At 45.7% G+C, this 22,022-nt stretch carries 16 protein-coding genes; 8 read left to right on the forward strand and 8 right to left on the reverse strand.

Annotated features, from left to right (window positions below; genetic code table 11):
* The first annotated feature begins 32 nt into the window (after positions 1-32).
* Complete coding sequence (locus AC3WS5_RS12130; RefSeq protein WP_492467647.1) at positions 33-1,079, forward strand: quinone-dependent dihydroorotate dehydrogenase; 1,047 nt, start codon at positions 33-35, stop codon at positions 1,077-1,079.
* 36 nt (positions 1,080-1,115) lie between these two features.
* Here AC3WS5_RS12130 and AC3WS5_RS12135 read toward each other — a convergent pair whose 3' ends face one another.
* The 3 genes from AC3WS5_RS12135 to AC3WS5_RS12145 all read right to left on the reverse strand — a co-directional run bounded on the left by AC3WS5_RS12135 (position 1,116) and on the right by AC3WS5_RS12145 (position 7,921).
* Positions 1,116-3,977 carry a glycosyl hydrolase gene (locus tag AC3WS5_RS12135; RefSeq protein WP_492467648.1) on the reverse strand — a complete coding sequence of 954 codons (2,862 nt, stop codon included), beginning with the start codon at positions 3,975-3,977 and terminating at the stop codon, positions 1,116-1,118.
* A gap of 485 nt (positions 3,978-4,462) precedes the next feature.
* Entirely contained in the window at positions 4,463-4,777 is a 315-nt protein-coding gene (locus tag AC3WS5_RS12140) for a hypothetical protein (protein WP_492467649.1), read from the reverse strand.
* 6 nt (positions 4,778-4,783) lie between these two features.
* A complete protein-coding gene (locus tag AC3WS5_RS12145; protein ID WP_492467650.1) occupies positions 4,784-7,921 on the reverse strand; it encodes a glycoside hydrolase family 2 TIM barrel-domain containing protein in 3,138 nt (1,045 codons plus the stop codon).
* A 406-nt stretch (positions 7,922-8,327) separates the two neighbouring features.
* Here AC3WS5_RS12145 and AC3WS5_RS12150 point away from each other — a divergent pair, with 406 nt between their 5' ends.
* The 5 genes from AC3WS5_RS12150 to AC3WS5_RS12170 are packed head-to-tail and all read left to right on the forward strand — an operon-like array spanning position 8,328 to position 13,306.
* Entirely contained in the window at positions 8,328-8,579 is a 252-nt protein-coding gene (locus AC3WS5_RS12150) for a hypothetical protein (protein ID WP_492467651.1), read from the forward strand.
* 33 nt (positions 8,580-8,612) lie between these two features.
* Positions 8,613-9,599, forward strand: coding sequence for an L-histidine N(alpha)-methyltransferase (egtD, locus tag AC3WS5_RS12155; RefSeq protein ID WP_492467652.1), 987 nt, complete (start codon positions 8,613-8,615; stop codon positions 9,597-9,599).
* Between the two features lie 18 nt (positions 9,600-9,617).
* Positions 9,618-10,805: an ergothioneine biosynthesis protein EgtB gene (gene egtB, locus AC3WS5_RS12160; protein WP_492467654.1), complete on the forward strand. Its 1,188-nt coding sequence runs from the start codon at positions 9,618-9,620 to the stop codon at positions 10,803-10,805.
* Between the two features lie 10 nt (positions 10,806-10,815).
* Positions 10,816-11,739, forward strand: a complete 924-nt coding sequence (locus AC3WS5_RS12165; protein ID WP_492467655.1) for an ABC transporter ATP-binding protein — start codon at positions 10,816-10,818, stop codon at positions 11,737-11,739.
* Position 11,740: 1 nt separating this feature from the next.
* Complete coding sequence (locus AC3WS5_RS12170) at positions 11,741-13,306, forward strand: ABC transporter permease/substrate-binding protein (RefSeq protein WP_492467656.1); 1,566 nt, start codon at positions 11,741-11,743, stop codon at positions 13,304-13,306.
* 132 nt (positions 13,307-13,438) lie between these two features.
* On the opposite strand, the gene AC3WS5_RS12175 is transcribed toward AC3WS5_RS12170, so the two are convergent.
* From AC3WS5_RS12175 to rhaM, 3 genes are all read right to left on the reverse strand, one after another.
* Positions 13,439-15,919: a glycoside hydrolase family 2 TIM barrel-domain containing protein gene (locus tag AC3WS5_RS12175; protein ID WP_492467657.1), complete on the reverse strand. Its 2,481-nt coding sequence runs from the start codon at positions 15,917-15,919 to the stop codon at positions 13,439-13,441.
* A gap of 127 nt (positions 15,920-16,046) precedes the next feature.
* Positions 16,047-17,591 carry an alpha-N-arabinofuranosidase gene (locus AC3WS5_RS12180; RefSeq protein WP_492467658.1) on the reverse strand — a complete coding sequence of 515 codons (1,545 nt, stop codon included), beginning with the start codon at positions 17,589-17,591 and terminating at the stop codon, positions 16,047-16,049.
* Between the two features lie 168 nt (positions 17,592-17,759).
* Complete coding sequence (rhaM, locus tag AC3WS5_RS12185) at positions 17,760-18,074, reverse strand: L-rhamnose mutarotase (RefSeq protein ID WP_492467659.1); 315 nt, start codon at positions 18,072-18,074, stop codon at positions 17,760-17,762.
* A 129-nt stretch (positions 18,075-18,203) separates the two neighbouring features.
* On the opposite strand from rhaM, the gene AC3WS5_RS12190 reads away from it, so the two are divergent.
* Positions 18,204-19,316, forward strand: a complete 1,113-nt coding sequence (locus tag AC3WS5_RS12190; protein WP_492467660.1) for a Gfo/Idh/MocA family protein — start codon at positions 18,204-18,206, stop codon at positions 19,314-19,316.
* 28 nt (positions 19,317-19,344) lie between these two features.
* Here AC3WS5_RS12190 and pyrE read toward each other — a convergent pair whose 3' ends face one another.
* Positions 19,345-19,977: an orotate phosphoribosyltransferase gene (gene pyrE, locus AC3WS5_RS12195; protein WP_492467661.1), complete on the reverse strand. Its 633-nt coding sequence runs from the start codon at positions 19,975-19,977 to the stop codon at positions 19,345-19,347.
* A gap of 54 nt (positions 19,978-20,031) precedes the next feature.
* Here pyrE and AC3WS5_RS12200 point away from each other — a divergent pair, with 54 nt between their 5' ends.
* Positions 20,032-20,655 (forward strand): NUDIX hydrolase, encoded by a 624-nt coding sequence (locus AC3WS5_RS12200; RefSeq protein ID WP_492467662.1) that lies wholly within the window; start codon positions 20,032-20,034, stop codon positions 20,653-20,655.
* Positions 20,656-20,683: 28 nt separating this feature from the next.
* Here the strand turns inward: AC3WS5_RS12200 and AC3WS5_RS12205 are convergent, their stop codons facing one another.
* Positions 20,684-21,967: a DUF2851 family protein gene (locus AC3WS5_RS12205; RefSeq protein WP_492467663.1), complete on the reverse strand. Its 1,284-nt coding sequence runs from the start codon at positions 21,965-21,967 to the stop codon at positions 20,684-20,686.
* Positions 21,968-22,022 lie beyond the last annotated feature (55 nt).

A 22,022-nucleotide genomic window follows, 5' to 3' on the forward strand; every position in this document is an offset into this window, starting at 1 on the left:
ACCTCTTTCCAAGTTGATTTATATTTGTGCACATGTACCAAATTCTGCGCCCGCTTTTTTTCCTTTTATCCCCTGAAAAAGCGCACACCCTTGCTATGTCGGGTATGCGAGTGGGAATCCGAATTCCATTTGTAAAATCAATAATCCGTCGCATGACGGGCACTTCAAATAAAAACCTTGAGACCAGGTTTCTTAATATGAATTTCAAAAATCCGGTAGGATTGGCGGCAGGATTCGACAAAAATGCAAGCTATCTGGAAGAATTGGAGGCATTAGGTTTTGGGTTTGTGGAAGTCGGTACGGTAACCCCCCTCCCGCAACCTGGAAACCCTCGCCCGCGGGTCTTCAGACTGCCTAAAGACAAAGCACTTATAAACCGGATGGGCTTCAACAACCTGGGGGCCGATGCTGTTGCAGCTAACCTCAGGGAATGGCAGGAAAACAGAAAAGGAAACCCGGGCAAACTCCCGATGATCGTGGGTTGCAATATTGGAAAGAATAAAGTAACCCCAAATGAAGAAGCCTGGAACGATTACGCAACTTGCTTCAACAAACTACATCCTTATGTTGACTATTTCGCGGTAAACGTGAGCAGCCCCAACACTCCCGGGCTGAGAGCTTTACAGGAAAAGGATTCTCTCAAGAAAATATTTCTAAACCTTGCTATGATCAACAATGCCAAGGCGACAGCCAAGCCGGTATTGTTGAAGATTGCGCCTGATCTGGAACTATCGCAACTGGATGACATTCTGGATCTGGCGATGGAAATTAAACTGGACGGTATCATCGCAACCAACACGACGACTTCGAGGGAGGGTCTGACGACCGATCCGGATCAGGTAAACGCGATGGGCCCTGGAGGATTAAGCGGCAAGCCGGTCACGGCGAGGAGTACCAATATTGTCAAATATATCCACCAGCGCACTCAAGGACAGGTACCCGTTGTTGCTTCCGGCGGAATTTTTAATGCTGCAGATGCAAAGGAAAAATTCCAGGCAGGAGCGGCGCTCGTTCAAGTCTGGACTGGATTTATTTACGAGGGACCCGGCATCGCTCATGCCATCTGCAAAAACCTGTAAGTCGCCGTGACCAGGACGGCAAAGGTTGTCTTCGATTTATTTTAAAGGAGTTAATGTAACAGGACCCATCAGGCCCGAGGGCACTGGCTGCCAGTCCGATGCATCAAAGAGCCCGCTCTTCACGTTTTCCTTTTTCCGGGCGGGCATATTTGTGTTGTAAAATATTTTCCAGGGCAACTGATGCCGGTCCATATAGGCGATTCTGTTAGCCATTAAATTAGCGACCCTTATCTCTAAAGTATTATTTTCATTTAACAGCCCAGCTGTAATAACCGTCGTAAAGTTGGGGCCCACAAGTGTTGCAAGCAGTTTGCCATTTAGCAGGACATCACAGGTTTCGTGCACTGTCCCCAGATCAAGTAAATACTTACCAGCACCTCGTGGTCTTTTAAATTTGGTTGAGTAGATCCCGGTACCCGAAAAATCTTTCAGCCCAGCTTCGGGAAACTCAGTCCAGGACTGAAGCTTACGCACGATCGAAGGCTTCGGAATGTCCGGTCCTCCGTCCGAAAAGCTGAGTCGCCATGGGCCGCCTATCGCAACCGGGTTCCCGGCCGACTGAACATAAGGGAAATAATCACCTTTAAGTGACCTTATATAAGTCCGGATGATCATGGAAGCATGGGGTTTCAACTTCACCAGCACTTCTGTCTTTCCCGCAGTACTACGCAATTGTCCCTTCCCCTTTTCTCCACTCATGGCGTCGAACAAGGCAACTGTGCCAGGATGACTGCTTAGCGGAATCCAGGCTTCTGTCTGGTTGTCTGAACGGTTACTGACAAACAAGGTCGCCCCATCAGCATTCTTCTTCCTCACCATGAAAATATTCTTTGCTACCTTGCCACCACCACGCGCATCACAGGCTCTCATCAGCGCTTCCAAATCGCTGCTCAGGTAAAAAGCACCCTTGCCTACAACCGCCTCCTGCAGGTTATGATCCAGGCTTGTAAACCTGAGTTTCGCGATCTCTCCTTTAAACTGGTTTCGTCTTGAATCCAGATCACCAAGCCCCGGAACATCCGCTGGTAGTTTTTTGTAGAAGAGAACCTTCGCTCCCTTTTCTGCCAGGGTGATCAGTTTAGCGAAAGATCTTTCATCGATCAGCTTATTGGCCGGCAACAAAATCGCTTTGTATCCATTTCCACCTGTGAGAATACTATTCCCGCTAAAATTAAATTGTTGCAGTTGACGGTCAGAAAAGAAATCGAAACCATAAGTACCGGCAATCATTTCCTTCGCAACATGTTCAAAATCGGTATTTTCAAAATTCTTTTCCATGCCGTCAAAATGTTGCAGCAATGCCTTACCCGGCTCTGAATACCGATCAATGATGGGGTAGTAAAGCAGGATGTCATTATCCGGTCTCGCGCGCTGTAAAAAGGATTGCACCCGCGCGATGTATTGGTTTAAGGCATGAAAGTGCTGCCACTGCGGATTTACAGGCTGAAAATGAACGGCAGCATAAAACAACCATCCCGGCCAGGGCGCTTCGGGCGGAGAATATTCCGTCCCGTGATAAAAAATATGATTCACACCTCCGAGGAAATAGAGGTCGATTGCTTTCTTCACATCACCCCAGGAAGAAAGAAAATGCTCATTTAGCCAGGTGGCAGACTCAGATGAAACCAGCGATTTACCAGAAACGTTGGCCGCAGATGTGGCAAACTTAAATCTTAAAATATCCGTCCCTTCTGTTTCTGGAATATCCACAACGCTGTATAAATCCAATGTATTGGCCGGCGAACCGTGACTTTGGTTACGCAGCATAGCACCTTTTCCTTCGCCCCATTTCTTCCAGACCTTTGTGAAGTTCTCAAGGAGTAAGGCATCGATGACCGACCTGTAGTCATAGATCACCCGGCTGTTTTTCTCCTCACTGTCCTTCCCAAATAACGCGGGCAACCGCTCCCGCAAATCGTATCCTTTTCTTTTTTTAAACTCATCAAAAAGCGCTGGCGTCCAGTCAGCCTGACCATAAGCGTCATCCACTTCATAGGAATCGTTGAAAAATCCCCGCAGGTAACTTATATCATAACCCTTGAAAGCCTCATCAAAACGCTTAAAATAATCCTCCGCTGCCCTTTTAGAAAAGTGATCGATCGCATATCCTTCACCCCCCGGCGCTGCCCGCTCAACCATTTTCCCGTGAAGCCCCTCAAACAAAGCATATAAGGTCCAATTTTTTGAAGTGGACGGTGCCGTCCAGTTTAGCTCACCATTCACATTTACGTTGTTCGTAATATTTATCGACCGGCCGTTGTCGCTGTAGGCCATCAAAGTTACCAGTGGCATCTTTCCCGGGAATCTCACCTGATCCAAGGCCAGATCCTGCAGGTTCTGGTTCAGACTGATGGGGTTTTTAATCTTATTAATGTCGGTAGACTTACTATTGGCCGTACGGACATATCCCTGCCTGATGAAAACTATTGACTCTTTGAGTTGCTCACCACCTTTTAACACATAAGTTTTGTACTCAATGGTTTTGCTGGCGTCTGCATTTTTCACCCAGGGTCCTCCAAAAGGCCAGCCAGTTGCATTGGCAAGATCCACACCAAGTCCAAGGCGCTTGCTTTCATTCAATGTAAAGGCAAATAACTGCATCCACCTTGGCGTCAGAAATCTGACAAACTGGTTTTCATACCCATGTACACCGTAAATCGGCGTTATTTCCACACCCCCCAGGCCAGCTTTCTGGTATTGCTGCAGGTTCCAGGTCAGGCCCTTCTCATTGACTGCACTCCCCTCCCACCACCACCTGGTCCAGGGTTTATTCACCTGAGTAATTTCAGGCCAGTTTATCTGACCATTTACACTAAGGGCGAAAAAAAGTGTCAGGGCCGCAAATATGCTACGCGCTATTGAAGTGCACCCCTTAAAATAACTTAAATTTCTTTTCATCTTCATGTAGTTATTTTCATTTTCTCAATAGTCACTACCCCTCGGGAGGTAACCCTGCCTAATGGGCGGCGGCGAGGAACACGCCAAAACATCATCCGGGATTTGTAAGCAAATTACTGCTTATACGTATTTCATGTTGTTATATCAGAAAAAATTACATCCTATTCATCGTTGAATTGCTCCCTTTTATGTACGCCTGGCATCACACTACTCCTGAACTTACCTGGCGGGTTCTTGTACTTCATATGACGACAGTTTAAAAATTGATAGTGCTAATGTAAGCTTTAGTTTTGTCCTAACTGTCCTGAGCTTTCCTGATAAATGTAATTTTTACGATTATTGATTGAAATCGAGTCGGTTTGAAGGAAGAGATGCGAAATTAAAGACGAATGAATCCCTGGAAAGAAGGCAAAGTCGCATAATGACCCTGTTTCAGCCGTCTTTGAACTGCTGAAAAGATCGACACCACCGAAGGATGAGGTTAATTATTCGGACCTCATTTTTGCAACGTCCGCAGGACTTACCGGTGCCGGGACGGCATTTGAAATCGGCGGAAGCGAGTGGAGATAGGCATAGATGGCCTTCAGTTCTTTGTCATCCAACCTAACCAGGTTATACCAGGGCATTGGTGGAAGAAGATCTCTGCCTGTGCCGCCACCCCAGTGCCTACCGCTGCGGATGGCATTGATGAAATTTGTCTCAGACAGAACGCCCAGCCCCGTCGCTGAATCCGGGGTAAGATTTATTACAGGTTTGCCGGCTCTTTCGCGGACAGCAGCAGATGTCCGCGAAACCAACATGCCTGCCTATAACAGCCGGATGATATAACTGTAAGAATATTTTTTGCCCTCCAATCTATACGGTTCATGCGGCAGACGGCCCCAACTGTTATCGCCGCCCACTCCACGCTGGTTCAGGTCGATCTGAAGAAATACATTTTGTTCCGGCCGCAGGTCCGAAGGATGTTGCTGCTTTTTCGTCAGGCCCGGATCCATCGCTTCCGTTGAATGATTGATTGCGCTGAAACATATCGGCTGAAGCCCTTCTATCCTGTATCCGTTCCCTTTCTCGTTGGTGATTGTCAGCCAGCGTACATCCGTCCTGTATCCGTTTTCCTGTGGGCGGATATAGCTCGAAGTAAACATATGTTCCGGACTATCTTCATAATATCCCACAAAAGCAGATTCATTCCGGTCGCTGTAGTTTTCCCAGGGTCCTCTGCCTAAATAACTCACCCGGTTGTAACTTTCCGGCAGCACCATCCTGGTCCCAAATCGGGGCATCTCAGGTAAATCCCTTCCTGTAAGATCAATAGAAGGCGTCACTTGCAGCGCACCATCATTAAGGATTTTATATATAACGGTATAAGGCACACCAATGCCTGACAGCTCGTAACTGAGCGTGATGGTAATCCCGTCAATGCCCACCTCGCCGGCTGTCACACTTTTCAACAGCATATTCACATGGGCATTACGCCAGATACCAAGAACAGACGGCATTTGATTGCCGAAATCATTGTCCGTCGGAGCCCGCCAGAAATATGGCTCGGGCAGGCGATTTGAACTCATACTATTGCTTTTTTTATAGCTGACCAAACGGCCATTCCTGAGATCAAATTCTCCACTGACTTCTCCTGCGGTAAATGTCAACTTGCTCTCCGACTTATACCCCTTAAGTCCGCCCTGTACCGCTTTCGGACCTGAAAAATAATTCCCGCCTAACGCAAACTGATGACTCGCCATCTCGTAATGCGCGGGAAGCAGTTCAGTGGCCGACCTGGAATAGGCATACAGGTTCAGGAAATATTCGTCAGTACCGCTATAGCTCTGTTTAGGCAAATCGATGGTAATATCTCTCGATTGCCCGGGCGCCACATTAGCCTCAAATTTTCCGTCCGCGATCTTCTTCCCATTCTGCATCAGTTGCCACCCAAAATCGAAATTGCTCAGATCAATAAAACCATAATCATTCTTGACAGTAACGATACCTTTTGCAAGATCCTTTGCCTTGAAATTAATATGCTGATAAACCTTCTTCACTTCATGGAGTCCCGGATGCGGCGTGCGATCCGCAGCCACCAGGCCGTTGGCGCAGAAATTCTCGTCATTGTGACGGTCATAGCTCCCCAAATCGCCGCCATAGGCGTAAAACAGATCGCCCGAGGGGCTTTTGGTCTTAAAACCCTGGTCAACCCAATCCCAGATGAAACCTCCCTGCATGTGCGGGCTGCTTTCAATAATATCCCAATATTCCCGGAAATTCCCAGTGCTGTTACCCATGGCGTGCGCATACTCACACATGATAAAAGGCCATTTTGGATTGGGATCGGCGGCATAGTTTTTCATCTCATCAATGCCTGGATACATCGGGCAGTAAACATCGGTGTTCCAGTCCTTACCTGCCGATTCAAACTGTACCGGCCTGGTATTGTCCCGCTGCTTTATCCAGGAATAGGATTCATGCATGACCGGGCCGTTTCCGCTTTCATTCCCAAGCGACCAAATAATCACTGATGGGTGATTTTTATCGCGCTCCACCAGCCGTACGTGCCGTTCCCGGATGGACGGAGCCCACTCAGGTCTGTAACAAGGATGCGCCGCAGTATCGAACCATCCCTGCTTCCCTGCACCCATTCCGTGAGTTTCCACGTTCGCCTCATCAATCAGATAAATTCCGTACTGATCGCAAAGTTTATACCATTCGGGATCATTCGGATAGTGGCAGGTACGGTCGGCATTGATATTGTTTTGTTTGTATAGTGAGATATCTTTCAGCATCAACTCCTTAGTTGAAACATGACCGAGCACCGGATCATGCTCATGCCGGTTTACCCCCGTTACGCGCAAAGGAACTCCATTGACCATCAACTGCGCGTCTTTAATTTCCACCTTCCGGAAACCAATTTTTGCACCGGTGTAGGTGGCAACCCCGCCCACTGGCTTAAACGATATAATGCAATCATACAGGTTTGGCGTCTCCGCGGTCCATTTATCCGGATTCCTGACCACCCCGCTGAAAGTCGTGTTAAGTAATGAATCTGAAGAGAAGGTTACGTTCTTTTCCTGACTAAATACCGCCTTGCCGGATTTGCCCAAAATCTCCACGCTTAAAACGCCGCTTTTGGCAACAGCATTCCTGAACTGCCGCAGGGATATTTCAGCCGAAAACAGACCATCTTTATAACTGTTATCCAAATCACCCTTCAGGAAAAAATCCCAAACGGAAGTCCTTGGCAATGCATAGATAAATACATCCCGTTCTATTCCGCTGATTCGCCAGAAATCCTGATCTTCGAGATAGCTGCCATCATGCCAGCGAAAAATCTGAACCGCCAGTATATTTTTGCCCGGTTTGAGATACTTTGTGATATTAAACTCCGCAGGCGTCTTGGAAGCCTTACTCAACCCAACTTTCTGACCATTCAGATAAACAAACGCAGCACCGGTAATTGAGCCGAAATGCAGTATCACTTCATGATTGTTAAACGTCGCGGGTACGGTAAATTCCTTCCGGTAGGTGCCCACCGGGTTATCTTCTCCTACAAATGGTGGATTTTTAGGAAACGGATATTGAATATTTGTATAAATGGGTATCCCAAATCCCTGCAATTCCCAATTACCCGGAACCCGGATATCACTCCACTTTGCCATATTCAAATCTTTCTTATAAAAATCCCTGATGCGATCTACAGCCCGGCCGGCATAAATGAACTTCCAGGTTCCGTTTAAAGTTTGATGGCAAGGTGACCTGCTGTAGTCATCCTTTACAACATCAGCCGCGGTCCTGAACAACATAAAAGTTGCATGACCAGGTTCTTTATTCAAGGCGAACAAACCAGGATTTTCCCAATCGTTGGACGCTGGCTGAGCATCAGATGTAGTTGAAAACAGGATTAAAATAATCCATAAAAATAACTTGCCAAAACTGCCTGCTGGCTTTTTCATATTACTAAACTTTTATTACCTAAGAATTTCAACATTCATTTGAAGCTGTCCACATCTTCATTCTCTCTCAACTTCACTTAAATACTCCTTTTACTTTGAGTGGTGGCTATAATTTTAATTGATACACCCGGACAAGCTGATCTTTCGGAAACCAATCATTTGTAAAGATAAATGGTTTTTAAACAAGCCGGATGTTCCGTAGCTGGATTTTTTTCCCCGCACCTATCTGGCACCCGCTGTGCCCTGTTTGGCATCCACGATCAGAGATAGTTTCGGCTATCCGGTAAAATTCTTAACTTCACTGATAGTTTTTGTACTAGCTTAGTAACTCAAATTTCACCATTTCGGCAGTCCTAAGAAAACTGCGCTAATTTCAACAATTCAGTCGGACTATAATGATTCCACCATGAAATCAATAGTGCCATACAAACCCGGTGATCCTGATACCCTGATTATTGAGGACCGCCCAATTCCAAATCCCGGCGAAGGACAGGTCCTTAACAGCCGGGATATTCGACTTGAAAACAATTACTTACAGAAATTCGTTAATACCCTGGAGACCGGCAATTTTTCAATTCGGGTAAAAAGGGTATTCCGCCCGACGGAAGCATCAGACGGGCATCATTTTAAAAAATATTGCGTGGGGGTTGGTAGATAATAGTAGTAATACGCTAAAAATCGCTTTGAATAAATGAGTTTAGAGTTAACGGGAAAACAGGAATATACAGAAAGAAAATCAATCAATAATTTTCGTAAAGACGTGTTAGACGGTCTGCTGCTTCCACAAAAGAAGCTTTCATCGAAATATTTTTATGACAAGGACGGGGACCGTCTTTTTCAGCAGATCATGGCCATGCCGGAATATTATCTCACCAATTGCGAACTGGATATTTTTAAAAACAAAACGGCTGAATTGGCAAAAAGCATCATTGCCGATAAAACTCCGTTCGATCTCATAGAATTGGGGGCGGGTGATGCAACGAAATCAACCTTCCTCTTAAGTTATCTATATAAAAACAAGATTGACTTTTCATACATACCAATAGACATCTCGAAGTATATTCTTAATGGCCTGTCAGAAAAATTAGACATCGAGTTTCCTGCTTTAGAGGTCATGTCGCTGACGGGTGAATATTTCGACATGTTAGATCAGGCTACACTTATCTCGAAAAGAAGAAAAGTTATACTTTTTTTAGGCTCTAACATCGGCAATATGGATATTAAAGACGCGAATCATTTTTGCCGGGGAATAAATGAAAAGTTGAATGACGGTGATATCTTTATTGCGGGGTTCGACCTCAAAAAAAACCCTCACACCATACTTGCGGCATACAATGATGCAAAGGGAATTACTGCAGCATTTAATCTGAATCTTTTAAAAAGAATCAATAGGGAACTTGATTCAAATTTTGATATTTCCAGGTTTCAGCACTATCAGACCTATGACCCTGTTTCGGGTGCATGCAGAAGTTACCTTGTAAGTGTTTGCGAGCAAAACGTCCGAATAGCAAATACCGTTATTAACTTCAAAAAAGACGAACTGATAGATATGGAAATTTCTCAAAAGTTTTCTGAGGATGATATTAAACATTTAGCAAAAAATTCCGGTTTTCATATTGTTCATGAGATCCGCGATTCACGAAATTGGTTCGTCGACTCCATATGGGAGGTATTATAATTAAGAAATTAAATTGAAATGAATATCACGCAAAGAAAAACCGCAGAAACGAAAGAACTGATAAAAAGGTATTTGGAGATCCGACAACATTCAATGGAGATCTGCGCACCTTTGGAAATCGAAGATTATGTTGTGCAACCCATCGTAGATGTCAGTCCGCCCAAATGGCATCTCGGCCATACGACCTGGTTTTTTGAAACCTTAATTCTGCAGCCAAATTCCCCTGCTTATCAGGTTTTTGATCCACAGTACAACTTTGTTTTCAATAGCTATTACGAAACCATTGGTGCCAGGGTTATTCGTACCGACAGGGGAAATTTAAGCAGACCAACGGTTTCAGATATTTACAGCTACAGAAAATATGTGGATGAAAAAATGGTTGCGCTCTTACAAAATGTTTCAGTAGCAGAATCTATCGCACCATTACTGGAACTGGGTTTAAATCACGAACAGCAACATCAGGAACTTTTGATGACGGATATAAAATATATATTAGGACATAACCCGCTTTTCCCGGCTTATTATAAAGAAAAAACTGACAAGAGGATCGTTCATACGGAATCCGGTCAAATGCTGAAATTCCCGGCGGGTATTTACGAAATTGGTTTTGACGGAGATGGATTTTGCTATGACAATGAAAAGGAAAGACATAAAGTTTATCTCAATGAATTTGAAATAGCCGACAAAAACGTAACCAACGCTGAATATCTGGAATTCATGCGTGCTGGGGGGTATCATGATTTCAGACATTGGCATGCCGAAGGCTGGGATTGGGTCAAGAAAAATAATGCAAAAGCGCCGTTATACTGGCATTTTATCAACGAAAAATGGATGCATTATACATTGTATGGTCTGGTTGAAATAAATCCGGATGGAGCCGTTTGTCATGTAAATTTTTATGAAGCCGCAGCCTTTGCATCCTGGAAGGGGATGCGTCTACCCACGGAAGCTGAATGGGAGGCTGCATCGGGGAAACTGGATTGGGGACAGCGCTGGGAATGGACAAATTCCGCTTACCTTCCTTATCCGGGTTTTAAAAAAGAAGCTGGTGCAGTAGGTGAATACAACGGGAAATTCATGGTCAACCAGATGGTGCTCCGGGGGGCATCTGAAGCGACGCCAGCAGGACACAGCAGAAACACTTATCGTAATTTTTTTCAGACTGCATTGCAATGGCAGTACTCAGGTATCAGATTAGCCCGATAATTCGCTTGCTATGATAAACGTAGAATCCGTTTCCAAAAGTTTTGACAAGTCTTATGTTGTTGACCATATTTCCTTTCAGGCTAATGATAAAGAAATATTGGTACTCTTAGGCACAAGTGGTAGTGGAAAAACGACGACGCTTAAGATGATCAATCGACTTATCGAATCGGATTCAGGAAATATTTTAATAGACGGGATAAATGTTAAGGATAAAAAAGTTGAAGAACTGCGAATGAGCATCGGTTTTGTGATGCAGCACGCAGGACTGTTCCCTCACTATACGGTTCAGCAAAACATAGCGGTAGTTCCTGAATTATTAAAATGGGATAAAAAAAGGACGGTAAGCAGGACCGAAGAACTCTTGAATAAGCTACATCTTTCGGAAGATCTCCTTCCCCGCCTTCCCAGTGAATTGAGCGGTGGGCAACAACAACGGGTTGGTATTGCGAGGGCTCTGATCGCAAATACCCCTGTACTATTGATGGATGAACCTTTCGGCGCGTTAGATAATATTACAAGAGCGGGTATTCACGCAGAATTCAAGTCTTTGGAAGAAATTAAAAATAAGACGATCATTTTGGTAACCCACGATGTTGACGAGGCTTTTGAACTGGGACATAAAATAAGTTTGATGGATAATGGTAAAATCATACAGACAGGCACACCTGAAGAAATACTTTATCAGCCCGCAAACTCTTTCGTACGGGATTTCTTTGCTGAAAACAGGCTTTTACAGGAATATAAAATAGCAACAATGGAAAATCTACATGCTTTTATTGAAGAGCCGGGAGACCTTTATGCCAACTATTCGTTTTCGGGGAACCCAAGTGTGTGGAATGTTTTGCAGGAACTAAGTGCAGACCTGAAGAATATCGCCTATTATGAAAAGGTGATTAAAGCGTTTAACGAATACAGAAAATCACATCTCAATTAAAATGACCCGGCAAAGCCTCTGGCAGTTTATCGTTGAACAGCAAGATAAGCTTGCTAACCAGGTGATCCAACATTTGGGACTTACTTTTACGTCGTTATTATTAGCCGTTGTAGTTGGCCTCCCCCTGGGGATTCTTATTGCAAGGAAAAGAAGAATTTCGGGTTCCGTGTTAGGCATTGCAGGAGTCCTGCAAACCATTCCGAGCATTGCATTGCTGGGATTTATGATACCGGTTTTTGGAATTGGAGCGACTCCGGCCATAGTTGCCTTGCTGATTTATGCCCTCTTACCTATCATACGAAATACTTATACCGGAATTACTGAAGTAGACGATACAGTAAAAGAAGCGGCAAAAGCGATGGGGATGAATCAGCGACAGCTGCTTTTGAAAGTTGAACTTCCTTTGGCTATGCCGGTTATCATCGCAGGTATAAGGACTGCAGCGGTCATTAATGTGGGTGTGGCTACGCTGGCTTCTTTTATCGGCGCGGGTGGATTGGGTGAATTTATTTTTGGCGGAATTTCGCTGAACAACACCAATATGATACTGGCGGGGGCGATTCCGGCGGCTTTGTTAGCTGTTATATTGGATCAGTCTATCGCCGTTTTGCAAAAATACGGCTATAAGGTCTTGAGAAAATTAGTCTATGTTATCCCACTCACGTTTATTATCGTTGGCACGCCTTATTTAGTGAATATACTTTCCAGAAATAAGATTCGGGCGGGTTTTACGCCGGAATTTATGGGGAGACAAGATGGGGATCTTGGCCTACGTTCAGTATATGGTTTACGTGTAAACCCTGTGATTGTAAGCGACGCGATTATGTATAAAGCGCTATTTGAAAAGAAGCTGGACGTCATTAGCGGATATTCTACGGACGGGCGGGTTAAAGCTTTTGACCTCATTGTCCTGAAGGACGATAAAAAAATATTTCCGCCTTATTTTGCAGCACCCATTATTAAGAAAACCACATTGAATAAATTCCCCGGTCTTGAAAATACTCTGAATTTAATTGCCGGGAAATTCAATGACTCTATCATGACCGACTTGAATTACAGAACTGACTTTTTAAAACAAACACCAGAGAAAATTGCCAAAGATTTTCTGATAAAGAATGATTTGTACATGATGCCAAAAGTTGGCAATTCCGGCGTCATACGGGTTGGTTCAAAGATATTTGGTGAACAGTATATCCTTGCCGAAATATATAAAATGCTGATTGAAGGCTTTACAAATTATAAAGTGGAAACAAATACCGGCTTGGGTGGTACAAAAATTTGCTTTGATGCGTTAATGAACAATGCCATCGACTTCTATCCGGAATACACCGGAACCGGGCTATTGGTATTACTAAAACCTACAGCAGAAATTGCTGCCAGCGTTTCACGAAGCGCGGAGAAAACTTACGATTATGTACAAACCGAATTCGAACAACAATATGGGATTGAATGGCTGAAGCCTTTGGGTTTCAACAATTCCTATGCTTTAATGATGCGTAGACATCAGGCAGACAAATTACAAATAAAAAGCATTTCTGATCTTAAAAAGTATCTGGATGCAAATTAGGATCAGATTTGAATATATATCGTTTTAATGAAATAATAACCAGGGACGTGACGAACTCCGTCACAAATGGCGACACCCTGGGGGTAACTACCACCAAACGGCACTTGCTTTTATTTGTGCACATTACCGAAACTACAGGTCGACCACTAGCGATTTCAAACCCGGAGATGAAAAGCTTACTTTTATGCCCTTTGCTCCCCCCAATCTTTTAATATAGGCTACCAGTCTTCCCCGGAAAGTGTGCTGTTTATTATCGGTATAATCTCCCATATCCCGGTTATTCCCCGCTTCCAAGCCTAGCAATGCGCCATGTCCCGCAATGGTGCAGGTTATTTCAATCTCTGCGGTATCCACCGGATTACCCTGCTGATCCACAACCTGCAGCGCGATCTGCTCCACTTCTTTTTGTTTGCGGTCTGTTGCGGCCTTTATTTGTCGAACAGCAAAAGGTTTGCCGGGCGTTTTGACTTCGTAAGCAGAAATCACCTTACCAGTTTTGCTGAGCCCCTCCACACGAAGCGTCCCAGATTGATAGGGAATATCCCAGAAAATGATCCCCGTTTGATCATCGTAAGTTTTAGTTTCGCCTACCTGCCTGCCGTTGAGAGACAAGCGTGCTTTCGCTGCGTTTGTGTAACAAACCACACGGACAGATTGTCCTTCTGTATAATGCCAGGATGACCAGGCATCCATCGAGGGTACCTTCTCCTCCCTGCTTTCGGATTGAGCTAACACATCATCCGTCTGACGCTGTCCCGCGGCCTGTTTGCCAGGCGTAGGATAGGTCCCCAGATAGGCCATCGGCTTTTCGCTCCATAATGATTGCCTGAAATAACCACGAGGCTTGATGAAACCAGCAAAGTCCACCAGACCTGAATAAAATCCCCGCGAAGGCCACCTGCCGGACTCGCCCAGGTAATCGATACCTGTCCATAAAAACTGACCAAATATAAATGCGTTATTAGTGACCGATTTCCATGCGGCGAGGTCGTGCCGGTTCTCACTTCCATATATCACACGATGGGGATATTTCTGATGATCAGAAAGATAGCGGTTTTCCGTGTAGTTATAGCCCGCGATATCAAGCGCAGCGGGATAATCCGTTTCGTTAGACATGGCAACACCCGCCAGTCCGGCTGTCACGGGCCTTGCCTTATCAAATTCCTTCACCACCGCAGCGAGCCGTTTTGCAATAACTCCAAGCCGGTTTGCGTCCGGTGCGTCTTTTTTATACCCGCCAAATATTTTCTGCGTAAAGCCACTCTCGGCCGACCCATCCAGCACCGGATGTGAGTAGGGATCATTGGGATAGTCAACCTCATTTCCTATGCTCCACGCAAAAACGGAGAGATGATTGCGATCACGCTGCACCATATCACCCAAATCCTTATCGCCCCAGGAATCAAAAAAATCATAAGCGCCTTCAAAGCCAGGCCTCCCAACGTTCCAACCCTCCAGCCATTTTCGCTTTGGATATTCCCACTCGTCAAAAGCTTCGTCAATCACCAGGAAACCCAGCTCGTCACAAAGTGCGTAAAAAGCAGGCGCCTGCGGATTGTGGCTGGTTCTGATGGCGTTTACGCCTATTGCCTTCAGGGTGAGCAGTCGCTGACGCCAGACGTCTTTATAAAAGGCCGAACCTAGCACGCCGGCATCGTGATGAATACAAACGCCCTTAACTTTCATCCATTGACCGTTCAGGGCAAAGCCTTTATCGGGATCAAAAGCAAAAGAGCGAAAACCAGTCGTAGTCGTCGTTTCATCAACCAGCGTTCCGTTCCTCAGTACTTTAGTTTTAAGTTGATATAACGCTGGCTTTTCGAGGCTCCACAACTCAGGTGACAGAACATTCAGTTTTGTTTGCAACTTGCTTTCAGTACCAGGCTGGATTGTTACTGATCTCGTATCCCTAGCCACTATTTTACCTTTGCGATCAACGAGTTCATTGACCACCCTGACCTGCTCTGACTGCTGGTTACTATTTTTAATATTCACCTCAATATTCATGAACCCTCTGTTTCCTTGCAATTCCGGCCAGGCGTACACGCCCCATTCTGCAATGTGTACGGGGTTTGCATAGACCAACCACACATCGCGGTAAATCCCAGAACCCGTATACCACCTGGAATCCGCAGCACGATGATGGTCGACTTTCACAAGTATTTCGTTATCCTGATCAAAGCGGACGAAAGGCGTTATATCATAAAGGAATGAAATATATCCGTTAGGACGTTTCCCAACTGATTGACCGTTCACAAACACTTCACTTCGGTTATAGACGCCTTCAAAATATAAATAAATACTACCAGGCTGTTTTGATATATGTACTTTCTTTCTATACCAACCGATACCACCCGGCAGGTAGCCCATACAACTGGCATTTTTTGGATCAAGCTTTTGCTTCACGCTCCAGTCATGTGGCAGGTCAACCTGCCGCCACTGCGCACCAGCAGCAGGGATCAACGCACTGCTGTTTTCACTGTCCAGTGCAAACTGCCAGCCGTTATTTATTTTGTTGGCCCTGCCAAAACCAGGCTGGGCATAGGCGAATTGGAAAACACTTAAAACACTCAGGAGAATTAGAACTGGAATAGTTTTTAAAATAGCACCCATGTTGATCAATTTGATTATACTCACCTCAAAAAATCCGACTTTAGTTTTTTAGTTTCGCAGGCGATTCATTGGAGTGATGGCAGAAATGTGTTGTCGCTGACATTTTTTATAATAATAAAAATGAATACTAGTTCAACTGAAGGCTCACCACAGAAAGTCGTGGCACTTTAATTTCAAGCTGACGACCATTTATCTTAGCACCTTTAAAATCGGTCGGCACCACTTTCTTTTTGTTTTCAAAGGTATTGATATCGGTAAACTTTTCGGAAGTCAGTATGCTCCCCTTTACCGAGCTGAAAGATCTCCCCTCCAGGTTGGTCTGAATGGTGATATCATTTTTCGGGTCGATGTTAACCAGGGTGATGGTTACGCGACCCAGCGAATCGATGGAAGCCGATCCATTCACCGCCGGCAGGCTGCGGTCAACGTTCGTATAGGCAGGAGATTTTAGATCCAACGGAATGAGTCTGGCGTCCATATGCCCTTTGAATAAATCGAATACGTAGTAGGTTGGGGTAAGCAGCATGTCGTTCCCCTTAGTCAGAACAACGGCCTGAAGTACGTTTACGGTCTGAGCCAGATTGGCCAACCTTACGCGGTCTGCATGGTTATTGAAAATATTCAGGGTGGTCCCTGCGATCAACGCATCCCGCAGGCTGTTTTGCTGGTACAGGAATCCGGGGTTGGTACCGGGTTCCACATCTGTCCAAACGCCCCATTCATCCACCACCAGGGCCACGCGCTTTTCTTTATCATACTTATCCATAATTGCCGAATGTTTAGTAACCAGCTCATCCATGAACAGGCAATTCTTCATAGTATTGAAATACTCGGCCTCATCAAATTGCGTAGCGGAACCTTTCTTCCCCCAGTTTCCGGTCGGGATGGTATAATGATGCAATGTTAGCCCCCACATCATGTGACGGGGAATATTCTTCATCAACACTTCGGTCCAGTTATAGTCTGACGAATTGGGTCCGGCGGCAATTTTCTTCAATGGGCTTCCAGGATAATTCCGGGCGAAAGTAGCATACCTCCTGAATTCATTGGCGTAGTATTCCGGCGTCATGTTTCCGCCGCATCCCCAGCTTTCGTTGCCAACACCCCAGAAACCCACTTTCCAGGGTTTATCCCTACCGTTTTGTTTTCTGAGTTGTGTCATGGGGCTATTGCCATCGGAATTCAGGTACTCCACCCATTTCGACATTTCCTCTACGGTGCCACTACCAACATTGCCTGCGATATAAGGTTCCGTGCCAAGCAGAGAGCAAAGCTCCAGGAACTCATGGGTACCAAAACTATTGTCTTCGGTCACCCCGCCCCAATGGGTATTGGTCATTTTTGGCCTTTTGCTTCGCTCGCCAATGCCATCGCGCCAATGATATTCATCGGCAAAACAGCCGCCGGGCCAGCGCAGATTGGGAATCTGGATCTTCTTCAGGGCTTCCACAACATCCAGACGGATCCGGTCTTTTTTTGGAACATTCATACCAGGGTCTACCCAATAACCATCATAGATGCACCGACCCAGATGCTCGGAAAAATGCCCGTAAATATGACGGGAAATAACAGTCTTAGCTTCGTTGGTATTCAGTTGCAACGCTATTGTCTGCTGTGCGCCCAGTGAAATGCCTGTTCCCAAAAGCAAAAGGAGAAATTGAATTTTTTTCATGTGGTGGTTTATTTTAATATATGTTCCAGCTTTCAACATTCGTCCTGATATCGATCAAAATAGATATAATTGTATTTATTACAATTATTAGTCCGGCCTAAAGATAAGGTTATTTTATGAAAACAATCCATTTCAAATGATACTGAACAGGGCATTAAATGAACGGTCTTAGGGCAGGTAAAAAACTTCTTTCAACGGCGTTGACACCGGCGAATGATCTGGATTCGTTTCCATAATATCCCGCATATAACTCCACCAACGCTGCATGACAGGATGATTGGGCAGATCATCCATCGTGCTGCCCTCCACTAATTTCAACACCCCAAAAAGATCACCTGTTTCCTCATCCAGGAAAATGGCATAATCCCCGATGCCGGTCTCCTTCAATAGCCCTTCCAGCTCAGGCCATAACAGATCATGGCGGCGCTTATACTCAGCCTCAAACCCTTTGAAAAGTTTCATTCTGACAGCAATTCTTTGCATGGTAGATGGTATTTGCGATAAAATTAATCTAATTCAAGTAAAACCCCGGGAGCTAAACCAGGATTTTCAGGATCGGAAAAAAATCCGGATATTGCAGGAACATATTTTTGATAAAAATTAAAACCTGCCATGGGATCCCGTCGAGAATTTTTACAAAAAATATCGCTTTCCGCGGCCTTTTTGCCTTTCTGGAACCAGCGTTCACCCTTAGCTCAAAACGTGTTCAGCTATCCGGTCTTCGAAGGCCCCGTTTTAAAAGTAGCGCTGATGGGATTAGGTTCATATGCCTCCAGGGTGGCCGATGCCATGCAATCCTGTAAGAGGGCGAAAGTGACCGGGCTAATAAGCGGCACCCCATCCAAAATTCCTGTGTGGCGTGAGAAATACGGCGTACCGGAAAAGGATTGCTACACCTATGAAAATTTCCACCAAATCAAAAACAACCCGGATATCGATGCCGTTTATGTTCTTACACCTAACGCGCTCCATCACCCCAATACGTTGCAAGCCGCATCGGCCGGCAAACACGTCATCTGTGAAAAACCAATGTCTATCAACGCCAGAGAAGCACGAGAAATGATCAGCGCCTGTCAGAAAGCGGGGGTAAAACTGCTGGTCGGTTACCGGATGCATTTCGAGCCAAATACCCTGGCCATCATTGACATGAGGAACAAAGGTGAATTTGGCGAGATTAAATTCTTTCAGGGGCTAAGTGGATTCAGAATCGGAAACCCAACGCAATGGCGACTGAATAAGCAACTCGCCGGCGGAGGATCGATGATGGATATTGGCATCTACTCCATCAACGGCGCACGGTACCTGACCGGTGAAGAACCTGAATGGATTACCGCGCAGGAAACCAAGACCGATAAAATCAAATTCGCACCCGGAGTGGATGAGACCATCCAGTTTCAAATGGGCTTCCCGGGCGGAGCCGTGGCCTCCTGCCTCTCTACCTACGCCATGAATAACCTGGATCGTTTCTTTCTGAATGGCACCAAAGGATTCGCTGAGTTGCTCCCCGCAACCGGATACGGTCCCATCAAAGGGCGTACACACCAGGGCGCCTTGTCTCTCCCACACGTAACCCATCAAACTATACAAATGGATGAGATGGCTGCTATTATCCTCGACAATAAAGTTCCGCTGGTTCCCGTGGACGGTGAAGAAGGTTTTAAAGATATGCGAATCATTGATGGGATCTACAAAGCCGCTGCAACCGGTAAAAAGATTACGCTGTAATGCGGTTCTGCAAATGGCCAAAGGATTTTTATAGCCCCGTCCAATGAGCCGGATCCTCCCGCCATTTCAGCAATTGCTCCGCTTCTGCTTCACTGATGATTTTTTTCTCTTTTGCCAGCTCCAGTAAAACCGGATAAGTGGTCAGGGGCACAAATGGAAGACCGCGCGCTTCAAACGCCTGTTTCGCAACGGTAAAATCATAGGAAAACACGGAAACCATCCCGATCACCTGGAGACCGGCCTGCAAGAGAGCATCCACAGCCTGCAAGCTACTTTTTCCGGTACTGACCAGATCCTCCACCACCACTACTTTCTGACCTTGTTCGTATCGACCTTCGATCTGGTTGCCCAGGCCGTGATCTTTTGGTTTTGGCCTTACATAAATAAATGGGAGTTTCAATTGATCAGCAGCCATCGCTCCCCATGGAATACCTGCAGTTGCAACGCCCGCGAGGGTTTCGGCTTCGGGAAACTGACTGAAAATGACATTGCTCATCTCACTTTTTACAAGATCCCGAACATATGGAAAGGATAACACACTCCGGTTATCGCAATAAATGGGGCTTTTCCAGCCACTCGTCCAGGTAAATGGCTCCTGTGGGCGAAGTGATACCGCCTTTACCTGTAATAACTTTTCTGCAACTACTTTTGCGTCATTCATGATACCTGCTTACATTTAGGCTGCGAAATTAAGTTCATCGCCATTAATAATAAAATGATGTATCTTAAAGTTTATATCTCAAACAAACCTCTCTACTTATGTGATGCGCTGGACAAACGGATGAAGGCCCTGCTTCACAAACCGGACACCGTCCTGATCGATGAACTGAACGCACATACTGTGAAGTCGATGTTCCGCGAATTGAACCTTCCGGAAATCAATACTGGTATTTTTGTGCATCCGGATCTGGAAGCATTAAAATCCGCCATCTTCAAGAAATTCCAGCTGATTCAGGCAGGCGGCGGTGTTGTAAGGAATCCTAAAGATCAACTATTGATGATTTTCAGAAGGGGCACCTGGGATCTTCCCAAAGGCAAGCTGGATGACGGCGAGACCCTGGAGGAATGCGCACTCCGTGAAGTGCGGGAAGAAACCGGCCTCGAAAAGCTTGAACTGATCAAACCTCTCACTATCACCCGGCACACTTATGCCCTGGGTACACATCAGATCCTGAAAGAAACACATTGGTTTTTGATGAAACACCAGGATCCCGAAGTGCTAAAGCCACAAACTTCAGAAGATATCACAGACATCAAATGGGTGGATCCCGCAGCGCTGGCGCGCTACCAACGCGACACATTTCCTTCCATACGGGACGTGTTAGACAGCGTTCAATAATTTTCAATTTTAAATTTTAAAATCAGGCCTACCATTCTGGCGCGTCGGAGGATGGGATGTGCTTTTTGAGTAACCGGTTTCCAATGGTACAGCCCAGGCATTTTTTCAAGTCACAATAGCGGGTTTTCAACTCAATCCAGGACTGGGAATCGTAGGCAGATTTATTTTCCATCCCCATAGCCATGAATCCACGGGTGGTCCGGTTATTCTCTGCTTTAGTTTCTTCAAGCCAGCGAAGTGCGCGGGCTCTCAATGACAGCTGGCCACGTATTTCACCGTAAGCAAACAGCACCGGGACCAGCGCGTTAATGACGATATGATTGATCATCGTTTCTCCAACAACCTTCTTGCGAAACGCGGAAACCTCGTCCAGTTTATAGTGATAATGCCAAAAATCATTCGCTTCCACATCAAACCATTTGCGAACAACCGACAAATCATCTTCTTCCACAATCCTTGAAAACAGATGTACAGAATGATGGACAAGTACTGCCAGTTGCGCGAGCCGGAGCGTTGGAAAATTGGCTGGCCGCATGCGCAAAAAATGAACAGGGTGATGTACCGATATTAACTGGTATTTGGATTTTAAATATTTGAATTCCTTTTGGAGCATAGCCGGATAGGGATCGTCGAACTTTTCATCCAGCAGGCCGGCCTGGCCCAGCAGCAGAGCCTCCAGTTGATGTATCTGGTTTTTGTGCCGCGCCAATACATTTACAGGCAGCGATTTGGCTACGGCGGCGAAAGCATCCCCGTTTACATCAGATCCAAAAGTCCTGGCCAGCAGCCACCAAAAAGTCTCTTCCCAGTGATCATTGGTTTCACCGAGACGCTGTTTGATCAGTGCAGATTTCCGGGACATCCGTTCCGCCACCATCCGGTCGCGGCATGCAGTCAACGTAAATGCGTCCACCCCGGCGATCATCGGTTCACAGGGAATAAAATGCCTCGACTCCATCAGTTCGCGGTAGTGATTCAGGAGATTCCTCGATATCCTCGTCTTTAATTCGAGCGTCGGAAGATAATGCGAATCCCGGTCATGTTCATAGACAACATGCAGGATCACATTTCCATAATTTTTATCATTCCCATGCTGATGTCTGTCCCAGTCGGAGGTTTTCAGGTGGAGCTCAACGGTTCCGGCCCAGGTAGTGTTTCCGACGCGGATCCGTGCACCCACAAAATCCGGACCCTGGTTCGTATTGGGGGATCCGGGGTGGATAATTTGAATGGTTTCGCCATCAACAGATTCAAGGGAGTGCAGGTTAAAATATCCCAGTTGCCAGATAAAATGCAGGAGCTGTTCGTTCATGGCAGAATATGAAGGTTTATGGCCTGACAGGTCAAACCGGTTTACAATCGAGATT

Source organism: Niabella sp. CPT15-335-S11 (assembly GCF_058792415.1).

Excerpts from the sequence above, each read along its gene's own strand:
- AC3WS5_RS12130 (WP_492467647.1), top strand. The coding sequence starts at position 33 with ATGTACCAAATTCTGCGCCCGCTTTTTTTCCTTTTATCCCCTGAAAAA.
- AC3WS5_RS12135 (WP_492467648.1), bottom strand. The coding sequence starts at position 3,977 with ATGAAAAGAAATTTAAGTTATTTTAAGGGGTGCACTTCAATAGCGCGT.
- AC3WS5_RS12140 (WP_492467649.1), bottom strand. The coding sequence starts at position 4,777 with ATGTTGGTTTCGCGGACATCTGCTGCTGTCCGCGAAAGAGCCGGCAAA.
- AC3WS5_RS12145 (WP_492467650.1), bottom strand. The coding sequence starts at position 7,921 with ATGAAAAAGCCAGCAGGCAGTTTTGGCAAGTTATTTTTATGGATTATT.
- AC3WS5_RS12150 (WP_492467651.1), top strand. The coding sequence starts at position 8,328 with ATGAAATCAATAGTGCCATACAAACCCGGTGATCCTGATACCCTGATT.
- egtD (WP_492467652.1), top strand. The coding sequence starts at position 8,613 with ATGAGTTTAGAGTTAACGGGAAAACAGGAATATACAGAAAGAAAATCA.
- egtB (WP_492467654.1), top strand. The coding sequence starts at position 9,618 with ATGAATATCACGCAAAGAAAAACCGCAGAAACGAAAGAACTGATAAAA.
- AC3WS5_RS12165 (WP_492467655.1), top strand. The coding sequence starts at position 10,816 with ATGATAAACGTAGAATCCGTTTCCAAAAGTTTTGACAAGTCTTATGTT.
- AC3WS5_RS12170 (WP_492467656.1), top strand. The coding sequence starts at position 11,741 with ATGACCCGGCAAAGCCTCTGGCAGTTTATCGTTGAACAGCAAGATAAG.
- AC3WS5_RS12175 (WP_492467657.1), bottom strand. The coding sequence starts at position 15,919 with ATGGGTGCTATTTTAAAAACTATTCCAGTTCTAATTCTCCTGAGTGTT.
- AC3WS5_RS12180 (WP_492467658.1), bottom strand. The coding sequence starts at position 17,591 with ATGAAAAAAATTCAATTTCTCCTTTTGCTTTTGGGAACAGGCATTTCA.
- rhaM (WP_492467659.1), bottom strand. The coding sequence starts at position 18,074 with ATGCAAAGAATTGCTGTCAGAATGAAACTTTTCAAAGGGTTTGAGGCT.
- AC3WS5_RS12190 (WP_492467660.1), top strand. The coding sequence starts at position 18,204 with ATGGGATCCCGTCGAGAATTTTTACAAAAAATATCGCTTTCCGCGGCC.
- pyrE (WP_492467661.1), bottom strand. The coding sequence starts at position 19,977 with ATGAATGACGCAAAAGTAGTTGCAGAAAAGTTATTACAGGTAAAGGCG.
- AC3WS5_RS12200 (WP_492467662.1), top strand. The coding sequence starts at position 20,032 with ATGATGTATCTTAAAGTTTATATCTCAAACAAACCTCTCTACTTATGT.
- AC3WS5_RS12205 (WP_492467663.1), bottom strand. The coding sequence starts at position 21,967 with ATGAACGAACAGCTCCTGCATTTTATCTGGCAACTGGGATATTTTAAC.